This window comes from Pseudomonas sp. S2_A05 (assembly GCF_054668485.1).
Map to the genome: position 1 here is coordinate 3,739,565 of NZ_CP162775.1, position 18,163 is coordinate 3,757,727.

19 protein-coding genes are annotated in these 18,163 nt (G+C 60.9%); 8 read left to right on the plus strand and 11 right to left on the minus strand.

Annotation, left to right across the window (positions count from 1 at the left end; all coding sequences use genetic code 11):
- Positions 1–37 precede the first annotated feature (37 nt).
- Together ilvN and AB4O12_RS17030 are read right to left on the minus strand one after the other, a co-directional pair.
- The gene (gene ilvN, locus AB4O12_RS17025) at positions 38–529 is read right to left on the minus strand and encodes an acetolactate synthase small subunit (protein WP_003176102.1); all 492 of its coding nucleotides are present in this window, start codon (positions 527–529) and stop codon (positions 38–40) included.
- Between the two features lie 2 nt (positions 530–531).
- Entirely contained in the window at positions 532–2,256 is a 1,725-nt protein-coding gene (locus AB4O12_RS17030) for an acetolactate synthase 3 large subunit (RefSeq protein WP_039761986.1), read from the minus strand.
- 399 nt (positions 2,257–2,655) lie between these two features.
- Between AB4O12_RS17030 and AB4O12_RS17035 the strand changes: the two genes are divergently transcribed.
- Positions 2,656–3,072 (plus strand): DUF4124 domain-containing protein, encoded by a 417-nt coding sequence (locus AB4O12_RS17035; protein WP_150638534.1) that lies wholly within the window; start codon positions 2,656–2,658, stop codon positions 3,070–3,072.
- A 124-nt stretch (positions 3,073–3,196) separates the two neighbouring features.
- Here AB4O12_RS17035 and AB4O12_RS17040 read toward each other — a convergent pair whose 3' ends face one another.
- The 3 genes from AB4O12_RS17040 to mrcB are packed head-to-tail and all read right to left on the minus strand — an operon-like array spanning position 3,197 to position 6,622.
- Positions 3,197–3,532 carry a YqcC family protein gene (locus AB4O12_RS17040; RefSeq protein ID WP_056790386.1) on the minus strand — a complete coding sequence of 112 codons (336 nt, stop codon included), beginning with the start codon at positions 3,530–3,532 and terminating at the stop codon, positions 3,197–3,199.
- Complete coding sequence (locus AB4O12_RS17045; RefSeq protein WP_041477844.1) at positions 3,532–4,281, minus strand: tetratricopeptide repeat protein; 750 nt, start codon at positions 4,279–4,281, stop codon at positions 3,532–3,534. The genes AB4O12_RS17040 and AB4O12_RS17045 overlap by 1 nt, the downstream gene beginning before the upstream one ends.
- A gap of 16 nt (positions 4,282–4,297) precedes the next feature.
- Complete coding sequence (gene mrcB / locus AB4O12_RS17050) at positions 4,298–6,622, minus strand: penicillin-binding protein 1B (protein ID WP_095181816.1); 2,325 nt, start codon at positions 6,620–6,622, stop codon at positions 4,298–4,300.
- 116 nt (positions 6,623–6,738) lie between these two features.
- On the opposite strand from mrcB, the gene AB4O12_RS17055 reads away from it, so the two are divergent.
- The 4 genes from AB4O12_RS17055 to AB4O12_RS17070 all read left to right on the plus strand — a co-directional run bounded on the left by AB4O12_RS17055 (position 6,739) and on the right by AB4O12_RS17070 (position 10,102).
- Positions 6,739–8,295 carry a bifunctional aminoglycoside phosphotransferase/ATP-binding protein gene (locus AB4O12_RS17055; protein WP_056790394.1) on the plus strand — a complete coding sequence of 519 codons (1,557 nt, stop codon included), beginning with the start codon at positions 6,739–6,741 and terminating at the stop codon, positions 8,293–8,295.
- Between the two features lie 91 nt (positions 8,296–8,386).
- A complete protein-coding gene (locus tag AB4O12_RS17060) occupies positions 8,387–8,731 on the plus strand; it encodes a pentapeptide repeat-containing protein (RefSeq protein ID WP_056790397.1) in 345 nt (114 codons plus the stop codon).
- Between the two features lie 288 nt (positions 8,732–9,019).
- Complete coding sequence (locus tag AB4O12_RS17065) at positions 9,020–9,292, plus strand: TfoX/Sxy family protein (protein WP_016773175.1); 273 nt, start codon at positions 9,020–9,022, stop codon at positions 9,290–9,292.
- Between the two features lie 15 nt (positions 9,293–9,307).
- A complete protein-coding gene (locus AB4O12_RS17070; RefSeq protein WP_460059183.1) occupies positions 9,308–10,102 on the plus strand; it encodes a Crp/Fnr family transcriptional regulator in 795 nt (264 codons plus the stop codon).
- Positions 10,103–10,334: 232 nt separating this feature from the next.
- Here AB4O12_RS17070 and AB4O12_RS17075 read toward each other — a convergent pair whose 3' ends face one another.
- Genes AB4O12_RS17075 through AB4O12_RS17090 form a run of 4 tightly spaced genes read right to left on the minus strand, consistent with a single transcriptional unit; the run spans position 10,335 to position 13,876 of the window.
- Positions 10,335–11,183 carry a ChaN family lipoprotein gene (locus AB4O12_RS17075; RefSeq protein ID WP_460059185.1) on the minus strand — a complete coding sequence of 283 codons (849 nt, stop codon included), beginning with the start codon at positions 11,181–11,183 and terminating at the stop codon, positions 10,335–10,337.
- Positions 11,184–11,202: 19 nt separating this feature from the next.
- Complete coding sequence (locus AB4O12_RS17080) at positions 11,203–11,970, minus strand: heme ABC transporter ATP-binding protein (protein WP_252876905.1); 768 nt, start codon at positions 11,968–11,970, stop codon at positions 11,203–11,205.
- Entirely contained in the window at positions 11,970–12,953 is a 984-nt protein-coding gene (locus AB4O12_RS17085) for a FecCD family ABC transporter permease (protein ID WP_162999784.1), read from the minus strand. Before AB4O12_RS17085 ends, AB4O12_RS17080 begins: the two co-directional genes overlap by 1 nt.
- Before the next feature lie 50 nt (positions 12,954–13,003).
- Positions 13,004–13,876, minus strand: coding sequence for a heme/hemin ABC transporter substrate-binding protein (locus AB4O12_RS17090; protein WP_460059187.1), 873 nt, complete (start codon positions 13,874–13,876; stop codon positions 13,004–13,006).
- Between the two features lie 164 nt (positions 13,877–14,040).
- Here AB4O12_RS17090 and AB4O12_RS17095 point away from each other — a divergent pair, with 164 nt between their 5' ends.
- A complete protein-coding gene (locus AB4O12_RS17095; protein ID WP_122506697.1) occupies positions 14,041–14,358 on the plus strand; it encodes a Rieske (2Fe-2S) protein in 318 nt (105 codons plus the stop codon).
- Here AB4O12_RS17095 and sfsA read toward each other — a convergent pair.
- On the minus strand, positions 14,355–15,068 hold the full coding sequence (gene sfsA, locus AB4O12_RS17100) for a DNA/RNA nuclease SfsA (RefSeq protein WP_258707209.1): 714 nt from the start codon (positions 15,066–15,068) through the stop codon (positions 14,355–14,357). The two genes, AB4O12_RS17095 and sfsA, sit on opposite strands and share 4 nt — an antisense overlap.
- Positions 15,068–16,237, minus strand: coding sequence for a pyridoxal phosphate-dependent aminotransferase (locus AB4O12_RS17105; RefSeq protein WP_056790414.1), 1,170 nt, complete (start codon positions 16,235–16,237; stop codon positions 15,068–15,070). Before AB4O12_RS17105 ends, sfsA begins: the two co-directional genes overlap by 1 nt.
- Positions 16,238–16,569: 332 nt before the next feature.
- On the opposite strand from AB4O12_RS17105, the gene dksA reads away from it, so the two are divergent.
- The gene (gene dksA, locus AB4O12_RS17110; RefSeq protein WP_041477831.1) at positions 16,570–17,013 is read left to right on the plus strand and encodes an RNA polymerase-binding protein DksA; all 444 of its coding nucleotides are present in this window, start codon (positions 16,570–16,572) and stop codon (positions 17,011–17,013) included.
- A 211-nt stretch (positions 17,014–17,224) separates the two neighbouring features.
- Positions 17,225–18,118 (plus strand): tRNA glutamyl-Q(34) synthetase GluQRS, encoded by an 894-nt coding sequence (gene gluQRS, locus AB4O12_RS17115; RefSeq protein WP_095181824.1) that lies wholly within the window; start codon positions 17,225–17,227, stop codon positions 18,116–18,118.
- Positions 18,119–18,163 lie beyond the last annotated feature (45 nt).

The following is an 18,163-nucleotide window of genomic DNA, read 5'->3' on the forward strand; positions in this document are numbered from 1 at the left end:
CTTATATCCGGCCGTTCAGGCCATGCGCTAATTTGGTTTAGATGCTGAGAACTTTGTCGCCGCGAGCAATGCCGGTCACGCCGCTACGGACGGTTTCCAGAATCGATGCGGTGCCGATGGACTGAATGAAGCTGTCGAGCTTGTCGCTGGTACCGGTCAACTGAACGGTATACACGCTGGCGCTGACATCGACGATCTGCCCACGGTAGATATCGGTAGTGCGTTTGATCTCGGCGCGCTGGGCGCCAGTGGCCTTGACCTTGACCAGCATCAGTTCACGCTCGATGTGAGCGCTTTCCGACAGGTCCACCAGCTTGACCACTTCGATCAGCTTGTTCAGGTTTTTGGTGATCTGCTCGATCACTTCATCGTGGCCCACGGTGGTCAGCGTCAGACGCGACAGGGTCGGGTCTTCGGTCGGCGCCACGGTCAGGCTTTCGATGTTGTAGTTGCGCTGCGAGAACAGGCCGACTACACGAGACAGAGCGCCGGGTTCGTTTTCCAGAAGCAGGGAAATAATGTGCCGCATGATTAAGTACGCTCCGTCTTGCTCAGCCACATATCGCGCATGGAGCCGTCTTTGATCTGCATCGGGTAGACGTGCTCGCTGGTGTCGACCGCAACATCGATGATCACCAGGCGATCCTTCATGGCGAACGCTTCGGCCATCTTCGACTTCAAATCTTTCGATTCGGTGATGCGTACGCCAACGTGGCCGTAGGCTTCAGCCAGCTTGATGAAGTCGGGCAGCGATTCCATGTAGGAGTGCGAGTGACGGCTGCCGTAGCTCATGTCCTGCCACTGGCGAACCATGCCCAGCACACCGTTGTTGAGGATGACGATCTTCACCGGCAAGCCGTATTGCAGGCAGGTCGACAGCTCCTGGATATTCATCTGGATACTGCCTTCGCCGGTGACGCAGGCAACGTCGTCGTCCGGGAAGCTCAGTTTGATGCCCATCGCGGCTGGCAGACCGAAGCCCATCGTGCCCAGACCACCGGAGTTGATCCAGCGGTTCGGCTTGTTGAACGTGTAGTACTGCGCAGCGAACATCTGGTGCTGACCCACGTCGGAGGTCACAAAGGCGTCGCCCTTGGTCACTTCGCAGAGGGTTTCGATCACGGTCTGCGGTTTGATCTTGCTGCCGTCGCCCTTTTCATAAGGGAACAGGCCGCGATCGCCACGCCATTCATCGACCTGCTTCCACCAACTGGCCACGGACTCCTTGTTCGGGGTCTCGCCGATTTCCTTGAGGATCGCGACCATTTCGGTCAGGACGCTCTCGACCGGACCCACGATTGGCACGTCAGCCTTGATGGTCTTGGAGATCGACGCCGGGTCGATGTCGATGTGGATGATCTTGGCGTTCGGGCAGAATTTCGCCGGGCCGTTGATCACCCGATCGTCGAAGCGTGCGCCGACGGCGAGGATCACATCGGCATGGTGCATCGCCAGGTTCGCGGTGTAACTGCCGTGCATGCCGAGCATGCCGATGAACTGACGGTCAGTGCCAGGGAAAGCGCCCAGGCCCATCAAGGTGTTGGTCACCGGCAGGTTGAGCATTTTCGCCAGCTCGGTCAGTTGCGCGGAGCCATTGCCGAGAATCACGCCGCCGCCGGAGTACAGCACCGGGCGCTTGGCCGCCAACAACATTTCTGCCGCCTTGCGGATCTGCCCGGAGTGACCGCGAACGGCCGGGCTGTAGGAACGCAGCTTGGCTTTCTTCGGGAAAACGTATTCGAATTTCTCGGCCGGATTGGTCATGTCTTTCGGGATGTCGACCACGACCGGGCCCGGACGACCGGACTGCGCCAGGTAGAAGGCCTTCTTCATGACTTCCGGGATTTCCGAAGCGTGCTTGATCATGAAGCTGTGCTTCACGATCGGCCGGGAGATACCGATCATGTCGGTTTCCTGGAACGCGTCGGTGCCGACCATGGTGCTTGGCACCTGACCGGAAATGATCACCATCGGAATCGAGTCCATATAGGCGGTGGCGATACCGGTGATGGCGTTTGTGGCGCCTGGACCGGATGTCACCAATACCACGCCGGCTTTACCGGTGGCACGGGCGTAGCCGTCAGCCATATGGGTCGCCGCTTGTTCGTGACGAACCAGGATGTGGGTCACTTCCGGTTCTTTGAACAGGGCATCGTAAACATGCAGGAGAGCACCACCCGGGTACCCGTAGATATATTTGACGCCTTCGTCACGCAAAAAGCGGACGAGCATCTCACCGCCAGATAAAAGCTCCACGTTGTTCACCTCTAAAACGCCAGAATACCGTCCACAAAAAAGGGGCGGGTCTTAATAGGTTTACTTCTCGGCAGAGCATGAGCGACGGTGGTCGCCGACTACGTCAGCACTGACTGAGCAAGTATTGGGATCGTCCCAAGTGTTGCGGGCCTTTCCCACCCAGCGCGAGGTAACGCGTTGCGGGTGTAACAGGTCGGCGCGGATGTGCGCCTCATGATCTACCGAGTGGGTCTGCTTCTGGCAGTCCCTCTACAGCGGACTTTGGATTCTTCTGTTTCGCCCTCTGCAAGTCAAGTCGTCTGTGGGGTTAATTGTGGGTAAGCACATGAGAACGCAAGAAAAAACCTGAAAAGCGCTACTCTGTTAGCGTCAATTGCGCATTTTTGCCAAGGAATCAGCATGCGAACGCTCCTCCTCACTTTGCTGATCGGTCTCAGCCCATGGTGCTCGGCCGCTCAAATCTACAAATGGGTCGATGCCCAAGGCGTCACACATTTCGATGCACAACCGCCGCAGGGCCAACCGGCGACGACCGTGCAAACGCCCTCCTCACCCGCGCCGAAAGCCGCGCCGCTGCCGGGCGGCGGCGTACTCGGCGATCAGAAAGCCATTGATGCCAAGGTGAAGAAACAGGTCGCCGAGCAGCAGGCGCAGCTCAAGGCCTTTTGCGAACAGGCACGCACGAACCTGGCGCAACTGCAGAACAATCCGCGCTTGCGTGAGGAGGTTGAGGGGGATTTGCGCAGGCTCGACGATACACAGCGTCAGGAACGCATCGTCGAAGCGAAGAAGCAGATTGCCGAGAATTGCTCGTAATCGCGACGTCGGAACTTGTAGGAGCTGACGAGTGCAACGAGGCTGCGATCTTTTGATCCTGCTCGTCTAAAGTCAAAAGATCGCAGCCTTCGGCAGCTCCTACAAAGCTCCTACACAAACGCGCTCAGCGGGAGGCAGTGATCAGCCGGTCAAACTCTTTGAGCAGCACCTGCAACTGCCGATCCTTGCCGCCAAGGTTGCGCTGGGCGAAGACCATTTCCGCCATTTCCTGAATGCCCGAGGCGTTCGGCAAGGGCAGATCCTGTTCGAGGATCATCTTCATGCGCGGCAGGAAGATCCATTGCAGCCATTGCTCGAAGTCCAGCGTGTCGACCGAAAACGGCTCGACACTGCTCAGGGCTTCGACCGACGGCTGAACCTCATCCCACCAGCCCTGGGTGCGCAGCTCGCGTTCAATCAACAACAGCTGATCGGCGATTTTCGGGAAACGCACGTCCATCACAGGGAAACCTTGGCCTTCTGACGGGCCAGCGCGGCGCCGGCGGAATCGCCTTGTTTCTCACGAGATTGAGCGATGATTTCCCACAGGCTGGCTTGCAGATCCGGACGACCGTTGGCCATGGTCAGCGCACGACGGGCAAACTGCTCGGCTTGCGGCGCATCGCCCTGGGCCATGCGCACCTGCGCCAGACGGTAAAGCACTTGTGGCTCCCGGGGGGCGACACGTTGCGCCCGCTCCAGGCTGGAAGAGGCACCGTTGAGGTCGCCGCCGGCCTGCTGCTGTTGCGCGGTGGTCAGCAAGGCGAGTACCGGACCGTCCAGTTGCTCATCCGCCGACAGCCCGCCACCGCTGCTGGCCGAAGGAATGCCACTTGGCGTCGACGGCATGCTGTAGCTGCCGGAGTTGATCGGCGCCGACTCAACCGCCGATGGGTTATACGGCCCCGACGTGATACCGCCAGATGCAGGCCCCGGGACGATCGGCGAAGAACTGATCGGTGTTGACACCGCAGCACCGCCGCCCGGCACCATCACCACCACGCCGGTATCGCCCTGCGGAATCGCCTGAGTCTGGCCCTGCGCCGGGCGCTTGACCGTGGTCTGGCGGAAACCGCCATTGGCGCCGATGCGTTCGCTGTTGGACACGGCCGTACCCGAATCCACTACCGGAATCGAACCACGCTGTACGGTGGAGCAGCCGCTGAGCAAAGCCACGGCGGTCACCGCTGGAATCAACCACTTGTTCACTTGAAACCCTCTTTGCTTAATTCATCCAGCCCTTGACCCAGTCCATCACCGACTCCGGCGAGGCAGGTGTTTCGCTTGCACACGCGGCGCCGGGTGGCGGCTCGCTGCCGCGAATATACGGCATCTGTACCGCGCCGGGGCAGTTGGCATCGGAACCCTGGCCGGTGCGCGAATCGACCCACGCTTGCACGACGTTGTCCGGCTGCGGCATGTCCAGCGGCAGCGGATCGGCCTTGCGCATGAAACTGGTCCAGACCTGCAGCGCACCGGTGGCCCCGGTGAACGGCGTCTTGCCGTTGTCGTCGCGACCCAGCCAGACCACTGCCAGCAGATCCTGACTGAAACCGGCAAACCAGCTGTCGCGCGAATCGTTACTGGTACCGGTCTTGCCCGCCAGTGTCAGGGTCTTGGGCAGCACGTTATAAACCGAACTGCCGGTACCTTCACGCATCACCCGCTGCATGGCGTTCTGGATCAGGTAAATCGAGGCAGGGTCGAAGCGCTGTTCGATCTGGAACGGATAACGCTTGAGCGGCTCGCCCTCGGCGGTCAGCACGCTGCGAATGCCGCGCATCGGCGTATTGAAACCACCGTTGGCCAGCGTCTGGTACATGGTCGCCACTTCGATCGGCGTCATGCCGCCAGCACCGAGCAGCATCGACGGGAACGCCGGGAATTCACGGGTAACGCCCAGGCGACCTACGGTCTTGAGCACGTTCGGCACGCCGACTTCCAGGCCCAGGCGCGAGGTCGACAGGTTGTAGGAATGCGCCAGGCCCTGATAGAGGAACACCGTACCGTGGGAGCGGCGATCGTAGTTCTGCGGCTTCCACACCTGACCGTTGGCGCCTTTGACTGACAGCGGATCGTCCGACAGCCAACTGGTCAGCGTGTACTGGCTCGGTTTCTCAAGCGCGGTCAGATACACCGCCGGTTTGATCAGCGAGCCGATCGGGCGTACCGCATCGAGTGCGCGGTTGAAACCGGCGTAACTGGCCTGACGGCTGCCGATCATCGCCTGGACTTCGCCGGTTTCCGGGTTGGTCACGACCATCGCCGCTTCGACGTCATCCGAGCCCTTGCGCCCGGCCAGACGCTTGAACGTGTCGTTGACCGAGGCTTCGGCTTTCATCTGCAGAATCGGGTCGAAACTGGTGAAGATGCGCAGGCCTTCTTCGGTCAAGTCTTCGTCGCGGTAGTCTTCGCGCAACTGGCGTTTGACCAAGTCGATAAAGCCCGGGAACGAGCTGTCGGCGAGCTTGCCGCGAGTCGTCACACCGAGCGGCATTTTCTTCGCCGCTTCGACTTGTTCGGGGGTTGCCACGCCTTGCTGCGCCAGCACGTCGAGGACCAGATTGCGCCGCTCCAGCGCGCGTTCCGGGTTGCGGCGCGGGTTGTAGTAGGACGGTCCCTTGACCATGCCGACCAGCATCGCAACCTGATGCAGTTTCAGCTCGGACAATGGCTGGCCGAAGAAGAACTGACTGGCCAGACCAAAACCGTGCACCGCACGCTGGCCGTCCTGACCGACGAAGACTTCGTTGAGGTAGGCCTCAAGAATTTCCTTCTTGTCGTAATGCAGTTCCAGCAGCAACGCCATCATCGCTTCGGTGAGCTTGCGGGTCAGGCTGCGTTCGCTGGTCAGGTAGAAGTTCTTCACCAACTGCTGGGTCAGCGTACTGCCGCCCTGGGTCATCTTGCCGCCGGAGGTGTTGATCCACACGGCGCGGGCGATCGATTTCGGCGACACGCCCCAATGGCTGTAGAAGTCGCGGTCTTCGACGGCGATCAGGGTTTCGAGCAGGTACGGCGGCACCTGATCGAGTTTGATCAGGATGCGGTCTTCGAGATTTTTCGGGTAAATGCCGCCGATCATCAGCGGCTCGAGGCGCACCACCGACAGTTTCGAACCGTTGGTCGAGGACAGTTCGGCGACGTAATCGCCGGAGAAGCGCACACGCACCGGCTGCGGCTTTTCCAGACCTTCATAGAACTGGAAGCCACGGGTGTTCAGGTCAACCGTATTGCCGCTGACGGCGGCGGCGCCGGGGCCATTGCTCACGGCTTCGCGGCGATAGCCGAGGGCATCGAGTTCGGTGAGGAAATCGTCCTTGCTGAGCTTCTGTCCGACGAACAGCTCGAGCGGGCGTGCGTACACCTTGGCCGGGATGGTCCAGCGCTTGCCGGAGAACTTCTCCTGCACCACGGCATCGAGGTAAACGGCAAAGCCGGCGAGCACTACAAGGCCGACCAGGCTGAGTTTAATGGCCCAGCTCAACCATGGGCTGAGGCCCTTGGCTGGTGGTTTTTTCTTGGTACGGGGGGATCGGGATCGAGTCATGGCGGCGGATTATACGCACTTTATCGATCCTCAACAGGCACGCGCGGAGGTTTGCGTCAGGCGGGCAAGCAGCCATAATGGCCGCCTCGAATTCCCCCGCCTCTGAAGGATCGCCCGTGAGCCAGTCCCTGATCGCTGCCCTGCAAAACCCGGCCCTCTACCCGCATCCCGTCGAAGGGTTTCAGGTCATCGAAACCCACATCTCGTGGGTGATTCTCACCGGGCCCTTTGCCTATAAAGTGAAGAAGCCGGTGAATTTCGGCTTCCTCGACTTCACCAGCCTCGACGCACGTGCGCATTTCTGCGCTGAAGAGCTGCGGCTGAACCAGCGTCTGACCGATGATTTGTATCTGGACGTGTTGCCGGTCACCGGCAGCGTCGAGGCACCGCAACTGGGCGGCGACGGCCCGGCTATCGAATACGTGCTGAAAATGCGCCAGTTCCCGCAGAGCGGGTTGCTCAGCACCCTGCAAGCCAATGGCGAACTGACCACTCAGCACATCGACGCGTTGGCCGAGCAGATCGCCCATTTCCATCTCAACGCCCCGAAAGTCCCGGCCGAACACGACGCCGGTACACCGGACAGCGTGATGGCGCCGGTCGCGCAAAATTTCGAGCAGATCCTGCCGTTCCTCAGCGACAAGAACGATTTGCTGCAACTTGAGGCATTGAAAGCCTGGGCCGAAAGCAGCTTCGAGCGCCTCAAGCCCCTGTTCGCCCAGCGCAAGACACAAGGTTTCACCCGTGAATGCCACGGCGACATTCACCTGGGCAACGCCACGGTCATCGACGGCAATGTGGTGATCTTCGACTGCATCGAGTTCAACGAGCCATTCCGTTTCACTGATGTCTGGGCCGACACCGGCTTCCTCGCCATGGACCTGGAAGACCGTGGCCTGAAATCGTTGGCGCGTCGCCTCATCAGCCAGTACCTGGAACTGACCGGCGACTATGAGGGCCTGGAAGTGCTGAACTTCTATAAAGCCTACCGCGCGCTGGTGCGGGCCAAGGTGGCATTGTTCAGCATGCCGGCGGACGCGACTGCGGTGCAGCGCGCCACCACCCTGCGCCAGTACCGCAACTACGCCAACCTGGCGGAAAGCTACAGCACCATTCCTTCGCGCTTCATGGCCATTACCCACGGTGTTTCCGCAGTCGGCAAGAGCCATGTGGCCATGCGCCTGGTCGAAGCGCTGGGCGCGATTCGCCTGCGTTCCGATGTCGAGCGCAAGCGTCTGTTTGGTGAGCAGACCGTTGCCAACGATGTGCAGGCCGGCATTTACAGCGCCGATGCCAGCACTGCGACCTACGCGCGCCTGCATGAAATCGCCGAGGTGATCCTGCACGCCGGTTTCCCGGTGGTGATCGACGCGACTTACCTCAAGCGTGAACAGCGCGACAACGCGGCGAAGATTGCCGAAGCCACCGGCACGCCGTTCCTGATCCTCGACTGCAACGCCCCGCAAGCCGTGATCGAGAGCTGGCTGGCGATGCGTCAGGCCGACCAGAAGGATCCGTCCGACGCCACCCTCGCCGTGATCGAAGCGCAACAGGCCAACCGCGAAGCGCTGACGCCGGAAGAAATCCTGCGCAGCAAACGCGTGCAGACCAATGAATCCGGCACGCTGGACACTGTGGTCGCGCAGATCCGTCAGCGCCTGCCGGGCCTGTAAAAAACTATTTCGGCCGTGAAGCCCTCGCTCGCTTCACGGCCGGCAAATAGTGGCACTATACTGGCGTCATAAAACCAACAGGTGATCTGACATGAGCCAGCCTAAACTGCTCGACACTCCGCTTTACGCCCTGCTGCACAAAGATGACGTTGCAGGCTTCAACAAAGAACGTCCACAGGATGATCTGATCGACATGGTCGGCGGCGATTTCCGTGGCCTCGACCTGCGTGAACTGAACGCCGATAACGTGGATTTCCGGGATGCGTATTTCCGCTCCGCCGATTTGCGCGGCATCGATTTCCGCAAGGCTTCGCTCGAAGGCGCCAGCCTGGCCCATGCACAGATTTCCGGTGCGTACTTTCCGCCGGAGCTGAGTGCCGACGAGATCCTGATGTCGATGAATTTCGGCACACGGTTGCGCTATCGCACCCGCTGATATCCGGAAATCTTCCTGACACCACGCCTTGCCCCTATGGGAGCGAGCCCGCTCGCGACGGCGTAGTGTCAGTCGATATTGATTGTGTCTGATACGCCCTCTTCGCGAGCAGGCTCGCTCCCACATTGATAATCGTTTACCTCCCTTCCCTCTGCGTTCGCAGGTCCTTTACCCCCTTTCTTAGAAGCTTTTGCGTCGAATCCGACCAAACAACCACGCTTTTCCTACTGATGGCTACACTGCTGAGAAGCTCGCCCACGCACCATTCGGCCGTCGCAAGGAGGCTTGATGAATGATGAACTGCAACACCTGAAAAATCTTGGCAAGACATCGGCGCAATGGCTGCATGCCGTGGGCATCCACAGCGCCTCGGACTTGCGTCGCCTCGGTGCAGTGGATGCCTACCGGGCCGTGCGTACTCGAGGCTTTCGCGCTTCAAAGGTGTTGTTGTATGCGATCGAAGGGGCGTTGATGGACGTGCACTGGAACGACATCCCTGCCGAGCGCAAGGACGCCTTGAACAAGCAGCTCGAAGCCATTTCCGCGCGCCATAAAAACTGAACAGGCGCTGACGCCATGTATTTGCTGGGGGAACAGTCGGCCCACGCCGACGCATTGATCAATCGCTTGCAGAGTCTTCCCGGGCAGTGGCTGCAGGATTTGTCGCCGTGCGCGCCTGTTGTCGAACTGGAGGCCACGGATGATTTGTTTGCGCAGTTGCCGGACGATCAGCTGTTTTTGCTGAGCGAGGGCGTTGTGCATGGCTGCATCGCGGGCCGCCCTCTGTTCTATTGGCAGGAAGGTGATCTGCTCGGTCTGCAACGTGGCGAGCAATGGAGCGACTGCCGCGTATGCAGCGACAGCACTGTGCGCCTGCTGCCCTATGGTCGCGCAGAGGTTTTGCAGCATTTGTATGCCGACCCTGATCGAGCCGAGCAGCTTCTGAGCTATCTGCTCGGGCAAATGGCGCTGCTCGCCCACGCTGTGGCCGAGTTGAAACCCCGGGAGTTCCGCAGCACCAACGGCTTCAAACGGGTCGAGGCCGGCGCCGTGCTGATTCAACAGGGCGATGCAGCGGACCATGTTTTCGTGATTATCGATGGGCATGCTGAGGCATTTGTTGACGGGCACAAGGTCGGTGACGTGCCGAAGGACGAGATTTTCGGCGCCATGGCGTTGTTTACCGGCGAGCCGCGCAACGCTTCGGTGGTGACGTCCGAGCCGAGCACGGTGATGTTGATTCCCGGTGATCAATTTTTGAGCATGACTCGCAGCAATCCGAAGATCGCCCATGGCCTGATTGAGGGTATGGCTCGACGCATCGGACAGTTGAATCGCCAGATCACGCAGTTGACGACGCAGCGCACCTAGCGCATAGCCCTTTATTCACAGGGCCTCACCACCACTCGCAAAACTAAATTACAGATTTGCAAAAACAGCGGTTGACGCGGTAATGAGAATCGCTATGATTATCACAACTGGTCGCGAGATCAGTCGATATTCTGAAAAGCCCTTGGTTCGGACTCTCAGATTATCTCCTCATCAGGCTAATCACGGTTATTTGACCCGGTTTTTACCGGGTCTTTTTTTGCCTGCCGGAAAGTCATTTGGCGAATTGCTGACGCATCTGCTCGCAGTAATCCGGCTTCGGCGTGGCCGGCGTGTACCAGACGTAATCGGCCATCGCCGCCGTTACCGCAGCGCCCTGCTCGGCCAGCATCAATACGATCGGTGGCTTGCCAGCGCCAAGATCCAGCAAATGCAGCGGCACGCCGACATCCTTGCGCGCATGCCAGGCACCGGCCAGCAGGATCGAAGGCATTGGCGCCGCCAGCATGCGTTCGGCCATGCGTCGATCACGCTGTTGCTGAATTGCCAGCATCGCCGGCATCCGTGATTCGGGCAGCAGGCCGCAGTGGGATTCACTGACTTGTCCAAGCAACGTGTTCTGCACGGACAACGCATTACTGCGAGGACCGTTCAGCGCAGGTGGATTTCGGTAAAACGCACGGATTTCCCTGTCATCGAGATTGGCCGCCAGCAGCGGATATGGCTGTGTCAGAGCGAAGCGCACGATCGGCCCGTAAAGATTCCAGTCCCAGCCCTCCTGCCAGGTCAATGCCGCAGGCAAATCAGCCGCAACGGAATTCGACTGGCGCAACGCATCGACTTTCGCTTGTTGATCCGGCGTGAGCATTTCCAGCAGCAGACTGCCTTGCGCCCGGCGCTTGCCCAGCGACTGCAACAGCCATAATTGCGCAGCATGATGATCGGCATTGTCGTGCTGCTCACCGATGATCAAACGCTCAGGTTCAGCGAGACGCACCAGCAGTTGCTGCGCGGTGAGCATCTCGCCGCTGCGCAGATCGCGGATATCAGCGCCCACCGGCGGAGCCGCCACGTGCTGACAGCCCGCGAGCAACACCAGCGCCAACAACCACAATCCACGCATGCGACACCTCGATGATTGATCAGCGGGCGATGATCAGCGGATGCCCACGCTCCGGGTGCGGTTGCACCAAAACCTCCAGGCCGAACACCGCTCTGAGCGTATCCGGACGCAGCACCTGCTGCGGGGTATCCAGCGCAACCGGGCGCCCCTCCTCCAGCAACAGCACGCGATCACAATAGCGCGCCGCAAGATTCAGATCATGCAGGATCACCAGTACCGCCGCGCCGCGATCGGCGAACTCGCGCACCGCCTGCAGGGTGGTGTGCTGATGCAGCGGATCGAGCATCGATGTCGGTTCGTCGAGCAACAAGGTTTGCCCGGCCTGACCCGGCCAGAGTTGCGCCAGCACCCGCGCCAGATGCACGCGCTGACGCTCGCCACCGGACAATGCCAGATAGCTGCGCCCACCCAAGTGACCGGCATCGGCGGCGGCCAGCGCTGCCGCGACGATTTCGTCATCACGTACGCGCCCGGTCTGGTACGGCAAACGGCCCATGCCGACGACCTCTTCGACGGCGAAGGCAAAATCCAGCGTCGACACCTGCGGCAACACCGCCAGTCGTTGTGCCCGCTGTGTTCCGCTCCAATAGCTCAATGCCTGTCCATCGAGCGAAACGTTGCCGTCACTGGCGAGCAACTCCCCGCACAAGGCGCCAAGCAACGTGCTTTTCCCGGCGCCGTTCGGCCCCAGCACGCCAAGCACCTCGCCGGGTTCGAGCCCGAGCGTGACTCCACTGAGCACCGCTTTGCGGCCACGGCGAACATGCAGATTGTGCGCAGACAACATCAGGCACGCCCTCGCAGCAGCAGATAAAGAAAGAACGGCGCGCCGATAAACGCGGTGACAATGCCGATTGGCAACTCCGCCGGCGCCAGCGCCAGGCGCGCCACCAGATCGGCGAGCAATAACAGGCTCGCACCCGCCAGGACCGAGGCTGGCAATAGCACTTTGTGATCCGGGCCGGCCAGCAGGCGCACCAGATGCGGCACCACCAGCCCGACAAAACCGATCATGCCCGCAGCGGCCACCGCCGCGCCAACACCCAGCGCGGTGCAGAACACCAGTTCGCGCTTGAGCCGTTCGACATCGATGCCCAGATGACCAGCCTCGGATTCACCGAGCAACAAGGCATTCAATGCCTTGGCCCGACGCGGCAGCCACAGCGCCACGCCGATGGTGATGATCAGCAAGGGCCACAACCGCGCGTAACTGGCGCCGTTGAGGCTGCCCAGGTTCCAGAAGGTCAGAGTGCGCAGCGTCGCGTCATCGGCCAGATAAGTGAACAGACCGACCGCCGAACTGGCCAGCGCCGTCAGCGCGATACCGGCCAGCAACATGGTCGCCACGTGGGTCTGACCGTTGCGCCTGCCCAGCCGATAGACCAGCGCCGTCACCCCGAGCCCGCCAAGAAACGCGCACACCGACAACAGATACGGCCCGAACCACTCCGGCAGGCCGCCAAAGAACGAGCCGCCGACAATCGCAATCGCCGCGCCAAGTGCCGCGCCACTGGACACCCCGACCAGCCCCGGGTCCGCCAGCGGATTACGAAACAGACCCTGCATCGCCACGCCGGACAGCGCCAGCACGCCACCGACCGCCAAGCCGAGCAAGGTTCGCGGCAGGCGGATCTGGCCGAGAATCAGCTCGGCCTGCTCCAGCCCCTCCGGCGCCAGCGGCACGCCAACCAGACGCAGCGCGGCGCGCAAAGTGTCAAACAGCGGCAGGCTCACCGGCCCCAATGCCAGCGACAGCCAGATCGCCAGCAGACACAACAATGTCAGGCCGATGAACAAGCCACGGGGTTTGACCAGTGTGGTCATTGGCCGCCCTTGGCCGGGTAGAAACCGTCCGTCAGGGTTTGCAAAGCAGCCGGCAACCGTGGCCCGAGACCGCCAACCAGCAGCGTCGGGTCCAGCTCCATCACCCGCCCGCTTTTGGCCGCGCGGCTGGAATTGAGGATGGGGTTTTCCTTGAACAACGCGGCTTTTGCCGCCTCACCGGTCAACGCTCGGTCAGCGAACACCAGCACTTCGGGATCGAGGCTGGCGAGGGATTCGACAGAAAACGGTTTGTAGCCGGTATGCGTCGCAAGGTTGTGCCCGCCGGCCTGTTGCAGCAACCAGTCGGCGGCAGTGTCCTTGCCGGCGATCAACGGCTTGCCGCCGGCGTGCCCGAGCAACAGCAACACACCGGGGGCGTTCTGTGTGGTTTGCACTTGGGCAACTCGCACTGTCTGCGCCTGGAGTTGCTGTTGATAACTCTGCAGTAGCTGCGCCGCCTGGCTTTGTGCGCCGAGCAACTGGCCCAGATGAGTGACATTCTTTTCCAGCGTCGGCAGATCAGGCTGGGCTGAAAACAACTCGACCTGTACCTTGGCTGCTTTGACTTGCGCCAGAACCGGCGGCGGCCCCATTTCTTCGGTACCGATCACAATGTCCGGGCGCAGGCTCAAGATGCCTTCGGCCGACAGGCTGCGCTGATAACCAATGCTCGGCAGCGTCTGCAACGATTGGGGATGCTGACTGGTGGTGTCGACCCCTACCAGCTTCGATTCGCCGCCCAGTGCGCTGACCCATTCCGACAGCGCACCGCCGGCGCTGACCCAGCGTTGCGGTAAATCCGCTGCGCTCGCCTGATGGCTGAGAAAAAGGCCGACGCACAGTACGGCAACGCGGGTTTTCAGGCGCATACGCAGCTTCCTTGAACAAGGTTTCCCGGGCATCGGCGCAGCGAGCCAAGTATCCTCGGCAACGGCCAGACTCCTTGTGGGAGAAGGTCGCCATTTGATAATTGTTTGCATTTGAACGTCAAGCTCGGACATATCCCGACACGAGCGGACATTAGAGGATAGCCATGAAGTTTCTCTGCGCCGGCAGCGATCTGGCCGAAGCTGGCAGTCGCGGTTTCGAAATCGAAGGCAAAAAGCTGTTTGCCGTGCGTCGAGGTGGCCAAGTCTTTGTCTATTTCAATCGCTGCCCGCACCGGGGTGTCGGGCTGGAATGGCAGCCCGACCAGTTTCTCGATCCGAGCAACAGCCTGATCCAGTGCGCCACCCATGGCGCACTGTTTCTGATCGAGAACGGCGAATGCGTCGCCGGCCCCTGCGCCGGGCAGTCGCTCACGGCAATTGAATGCCGGGAGGATACACAAGGCGTGTGGATCGACGTTTAACCGTTGAGCCGCACGTCGAGCCGGCGATCGATGACCATCTCTTCATGGTCAAGGCGCACGCCATACGCCAACACCTCGACACCGCACGCGACCGCCTCACGCAGCGCCTCGGCGTAAGCCCAATCGATTTCCTCGGCCGGGCGCACGGCATCGATGCCGGTGAGGTTCACGCAGTACAACTGCACCGCCCGAATGCCGTCGCGCGCCAGATGCGCCAGCTCGCGCAGATGTTTGGCGCCGCGCTGGGTCACCGCATCGGGAAACGCCGCCACCGCCGTGCCGTCAAAGCCGAGGGTGACGCTTTTGACTTCGACATACGCCGGGCCGCTGGGGTATTCGAGGCGGAAGTCGATGCGGCTTTTTTCCTGTCCGTAGGCAACCTCACGCTTCAACGCGGTAAAGCCGTTCAACTCGGTAATCACCCCAGCGTGCAAGGCTTCCTCAACCAAGCCGTTGGCGCGCCCGGTGTTGACGCAAAACAGCCGGCCCTGCGGGGTTTCGCCAATTTCCCAAGTGCCGGGCAACTTGCGTTTAGGGTCGTTGGAGCGGCTGAACCAGACCTGCCCGCCCTCGACCTGGCAATTGAGCATCGAACCGGTATTCGGACAGTGAATGGTCAGCAACTCGCCGCTAACGGTCTCGATATCAGCGAGAAAACGCTTGTAACGTCGAATCAGCCGCGCTTCTTCCAGAGCAGGATAAAAGCGCATCAGCCTTGCCAGCTCTTCAAGCCGCGCGCGATGCGCTCCACCGCTTCCTGCAAACGTGCGAGGTTTTGTGTGTAAGCGAAGCGCACGTGATGACCGGCCTGATAACGACCGAAATCCAGTCCCGGCGTAAAGGCAACGTGCTCGGTTTCGAGGAAATGTCGGCAGAATGCGAATGCATCGCCGCCGAAACGGCTGATATCGGCGTACAGATAAAACGCGCCTTCCGGCTCAACGGCAATGTTGAAACCGAGTTCACGCAGCGCCGGCAGGAGGAAGTCGCGACGGCGCGCAAACTCGGCGCGGCGCTCTTCGAGAATCGCAATGGTGGCTGGCTCGAAACAGGCCAGCGCAGCGTATTGCGCCATGCTCGGCGCGCTGATGTAGAGGTTCTGCGCAAGCTTTTCCAATTCGCTGACCGCCGCGTCTGGCGCCACCAGCCAGCCCAGGCGCCAACCGGTCATGCCGAAATACTTGGAGAAACTGTTGAGGACAAAAGCGCCGTCATCGACTTCCAGCACACTGGCAGCATCAGTACCGTAGGTCAGGCCGTGGTAGATCTCATCCACCACCAAGTGCCCGTGCCGGGCCTTGATGGCTGTGGATAATCCGCCCAGTTCATCGCGGGTCAGCAGGGTTCCGGTCGGGTTGGCCGGCGAAGCGACGAGAGCGCCGACACTGTCGTGGTCCCAATGCCGCGCCACCAGATCCGGGGTCAGTTGATAACGCACCTCCGGCCCGACCGGCACCAATTGCGCCGCGCCTTCGACCAGCCGCAAGAAATGCCGATTGCACGGGTAGCCCGGGTCGGCGAGCAGCCAGTGTTTACCCGGATCGACCAACAGGGCACTGGCCAGCAACAACGCGCCGGAGCCGCCCGGCGTGATCAGAATCCGCCGTGGGTCGATATTCAGGCCGTAACGCGATTGGTAGAAACCGGCGATCGCCTCGCGCAGTTCGGGAATGCCACGGGCGGCGGTATAACGGGTCTTGCCCGCCGTCAACGCAGCTTGCCCGGCGCGAATGATCGGCTCGGCGGTGGTGAAGTCCGGCTCACCGATTTCCAGATGGATCACGTCGTGGCCTTCGGCCTGCAATTCATTGGCCCGCGCCAGCAGCGCCATCACATGGAACGGTTCGATCGCACGACTGCGCGCACTGTAGGGGGCCATTGGAATGCCTTCGACGGAAAAAAGAGACGATTCTACCTGTCTGCCGGAACGAGCGAGAACCCGTGAAGGTCACAGCCTCAAGAACGCTGGACTGTAACGATCTGAACGTACGCTCCAGGATTGACTAAAATCAGTGATTGAACAGGTCTCCCTTCCCACAGACACGGCTTGTCAGACATCTGCAAGCGCCACCCGCCGGGGGCTCGACATCCGGGAGTAGCGCAGGCTGATTTGATCTGGTAAGTTCGCCCGCTTGCAGCCGCAGGGCCGGCAGGTGTCGGTGATGGAGCAATCCTGCGCAATGGATTACAAGAGTAGAGGCGGTCCATTTCATGCCCACCCAAGCAAAGCAACAGCAGCAAACGTCGATCAGCGGCTTCGAACCTTACGTTCAGAAGGCGGGTGAAGAGTACATGGGCGCTCCGATGCGCGCGCACTTCACCAAGATCCTGAACAAGTGGAAACTGGACTTGATGCAGGAAGTCGACCGTACGGTTGATCACATGAAAGACGAAGCGGCCAACTTCCCTGACCCGGCCGACCGTGCCAGCCAGGAAGAAGAGTTCTCCCTCGAACTGCGCGCCCGCGATCGCGAGCGCAAGCTGATCAAGAAAATCGACAAGACCCTGCAGTTGATCGAAGACGAAGAGTACGGCTGGTGCGAGTCCTGCGGCATCGAGATTGGCGTCAAGCGCCTCGAAGCCCGTCCGACCGCGGATCTGTGCATCGACTGCAAGACCCTGGCGGAAATCAAGGAAAAGCAGGTCGGCAAGTAATCTCGGCCTGAACGAAAAACGGAGCGTGTAAACGCTCCGTTTTTGTTTCTGTGTTTTGCCCGCGGAATCTGCTTCTGCCTCTGTGGGAGCGAGCCTGCTCGCGAAAGCGTCCCTTCAGACAGCTCATTATTGCCTGACACAGCGCTTTCGCGAGCAGGCTCGCTCACACAGGGGTAACCTGCTTAAATTCTGAATAGCCTTTATCGCCTCCATGACTGCCAAATCCCCCGCCTACATCGGCCGCTTCGCCCCTACCCCCAGTGGCCACCTGCACTTCGGTTCGCTGGTCGCTGCGTTGGCGTCTTACCTCGACGCCCGCTCCGTCGGTGGGCGCTGGCTGGTGCGCATGGAAGATCTCGATCCGCCGCGCGAAGAGCCCGGTGCGCAAGCGGCGATTCTCAAGGCGCTGGAAAGCTACGGTTTCGAATGGGACGGCGAAATGGTCCGCCAGAGCGATCGGCACGCTGCCTACGCCGAAGTGCTCAACAGCCTGTTCAACCATGGCCTTGCCTACGCCTGCACCTGCTCGCGCAAACAACTGGAGCCCTATCACGGGATTTATCCGGGGTTTTGCCGCAATGCCGGCCATGATCAGCACGACGCCGCGATCCGCCTGCGCGTGCCTGAGCTGGAATACCACTTCATCGATCGCGTGCAGGGCGAATACCGTCAGCACCTGGGCCGCGACGTCGGCGACTTCGTCATTCGTCGGCGCGATGGTCTCTACGCTTATCAATTGGCGGTGGTGCTCGACGACGCCTGGCAAGGCATTACCGATATTGTGCGCGGCGCCGATCTGCTCGATTCGACGCCGCGTCAGCTGTACCTGCAAGAACTGCTCGGCCTGAAACAGCCGCGCTATCTGCACCTGCCACTGATCACCCAGCCGGATGGCAACAAACTCGGCAAGTCCTACCGTTCGCCGCCGCTCGAAGCCGATCAGGCCACGCCGTTGCTGCTGCGGGCCTTGCGTGCATTGGGACAGAATCCCGGCACCGAACTGGCACACGCTTCGCCGCGCGAACTGCTGGCCTGGGGCAGCGCGCACTGGGATGCCGAAGAGATCCCGCGCACACTGACCCTGCCCGAAGCGCAACTGCAATGACGACACTTGCAGTCGCGCGCCCATCCGTTACCATCGCCGCACGTT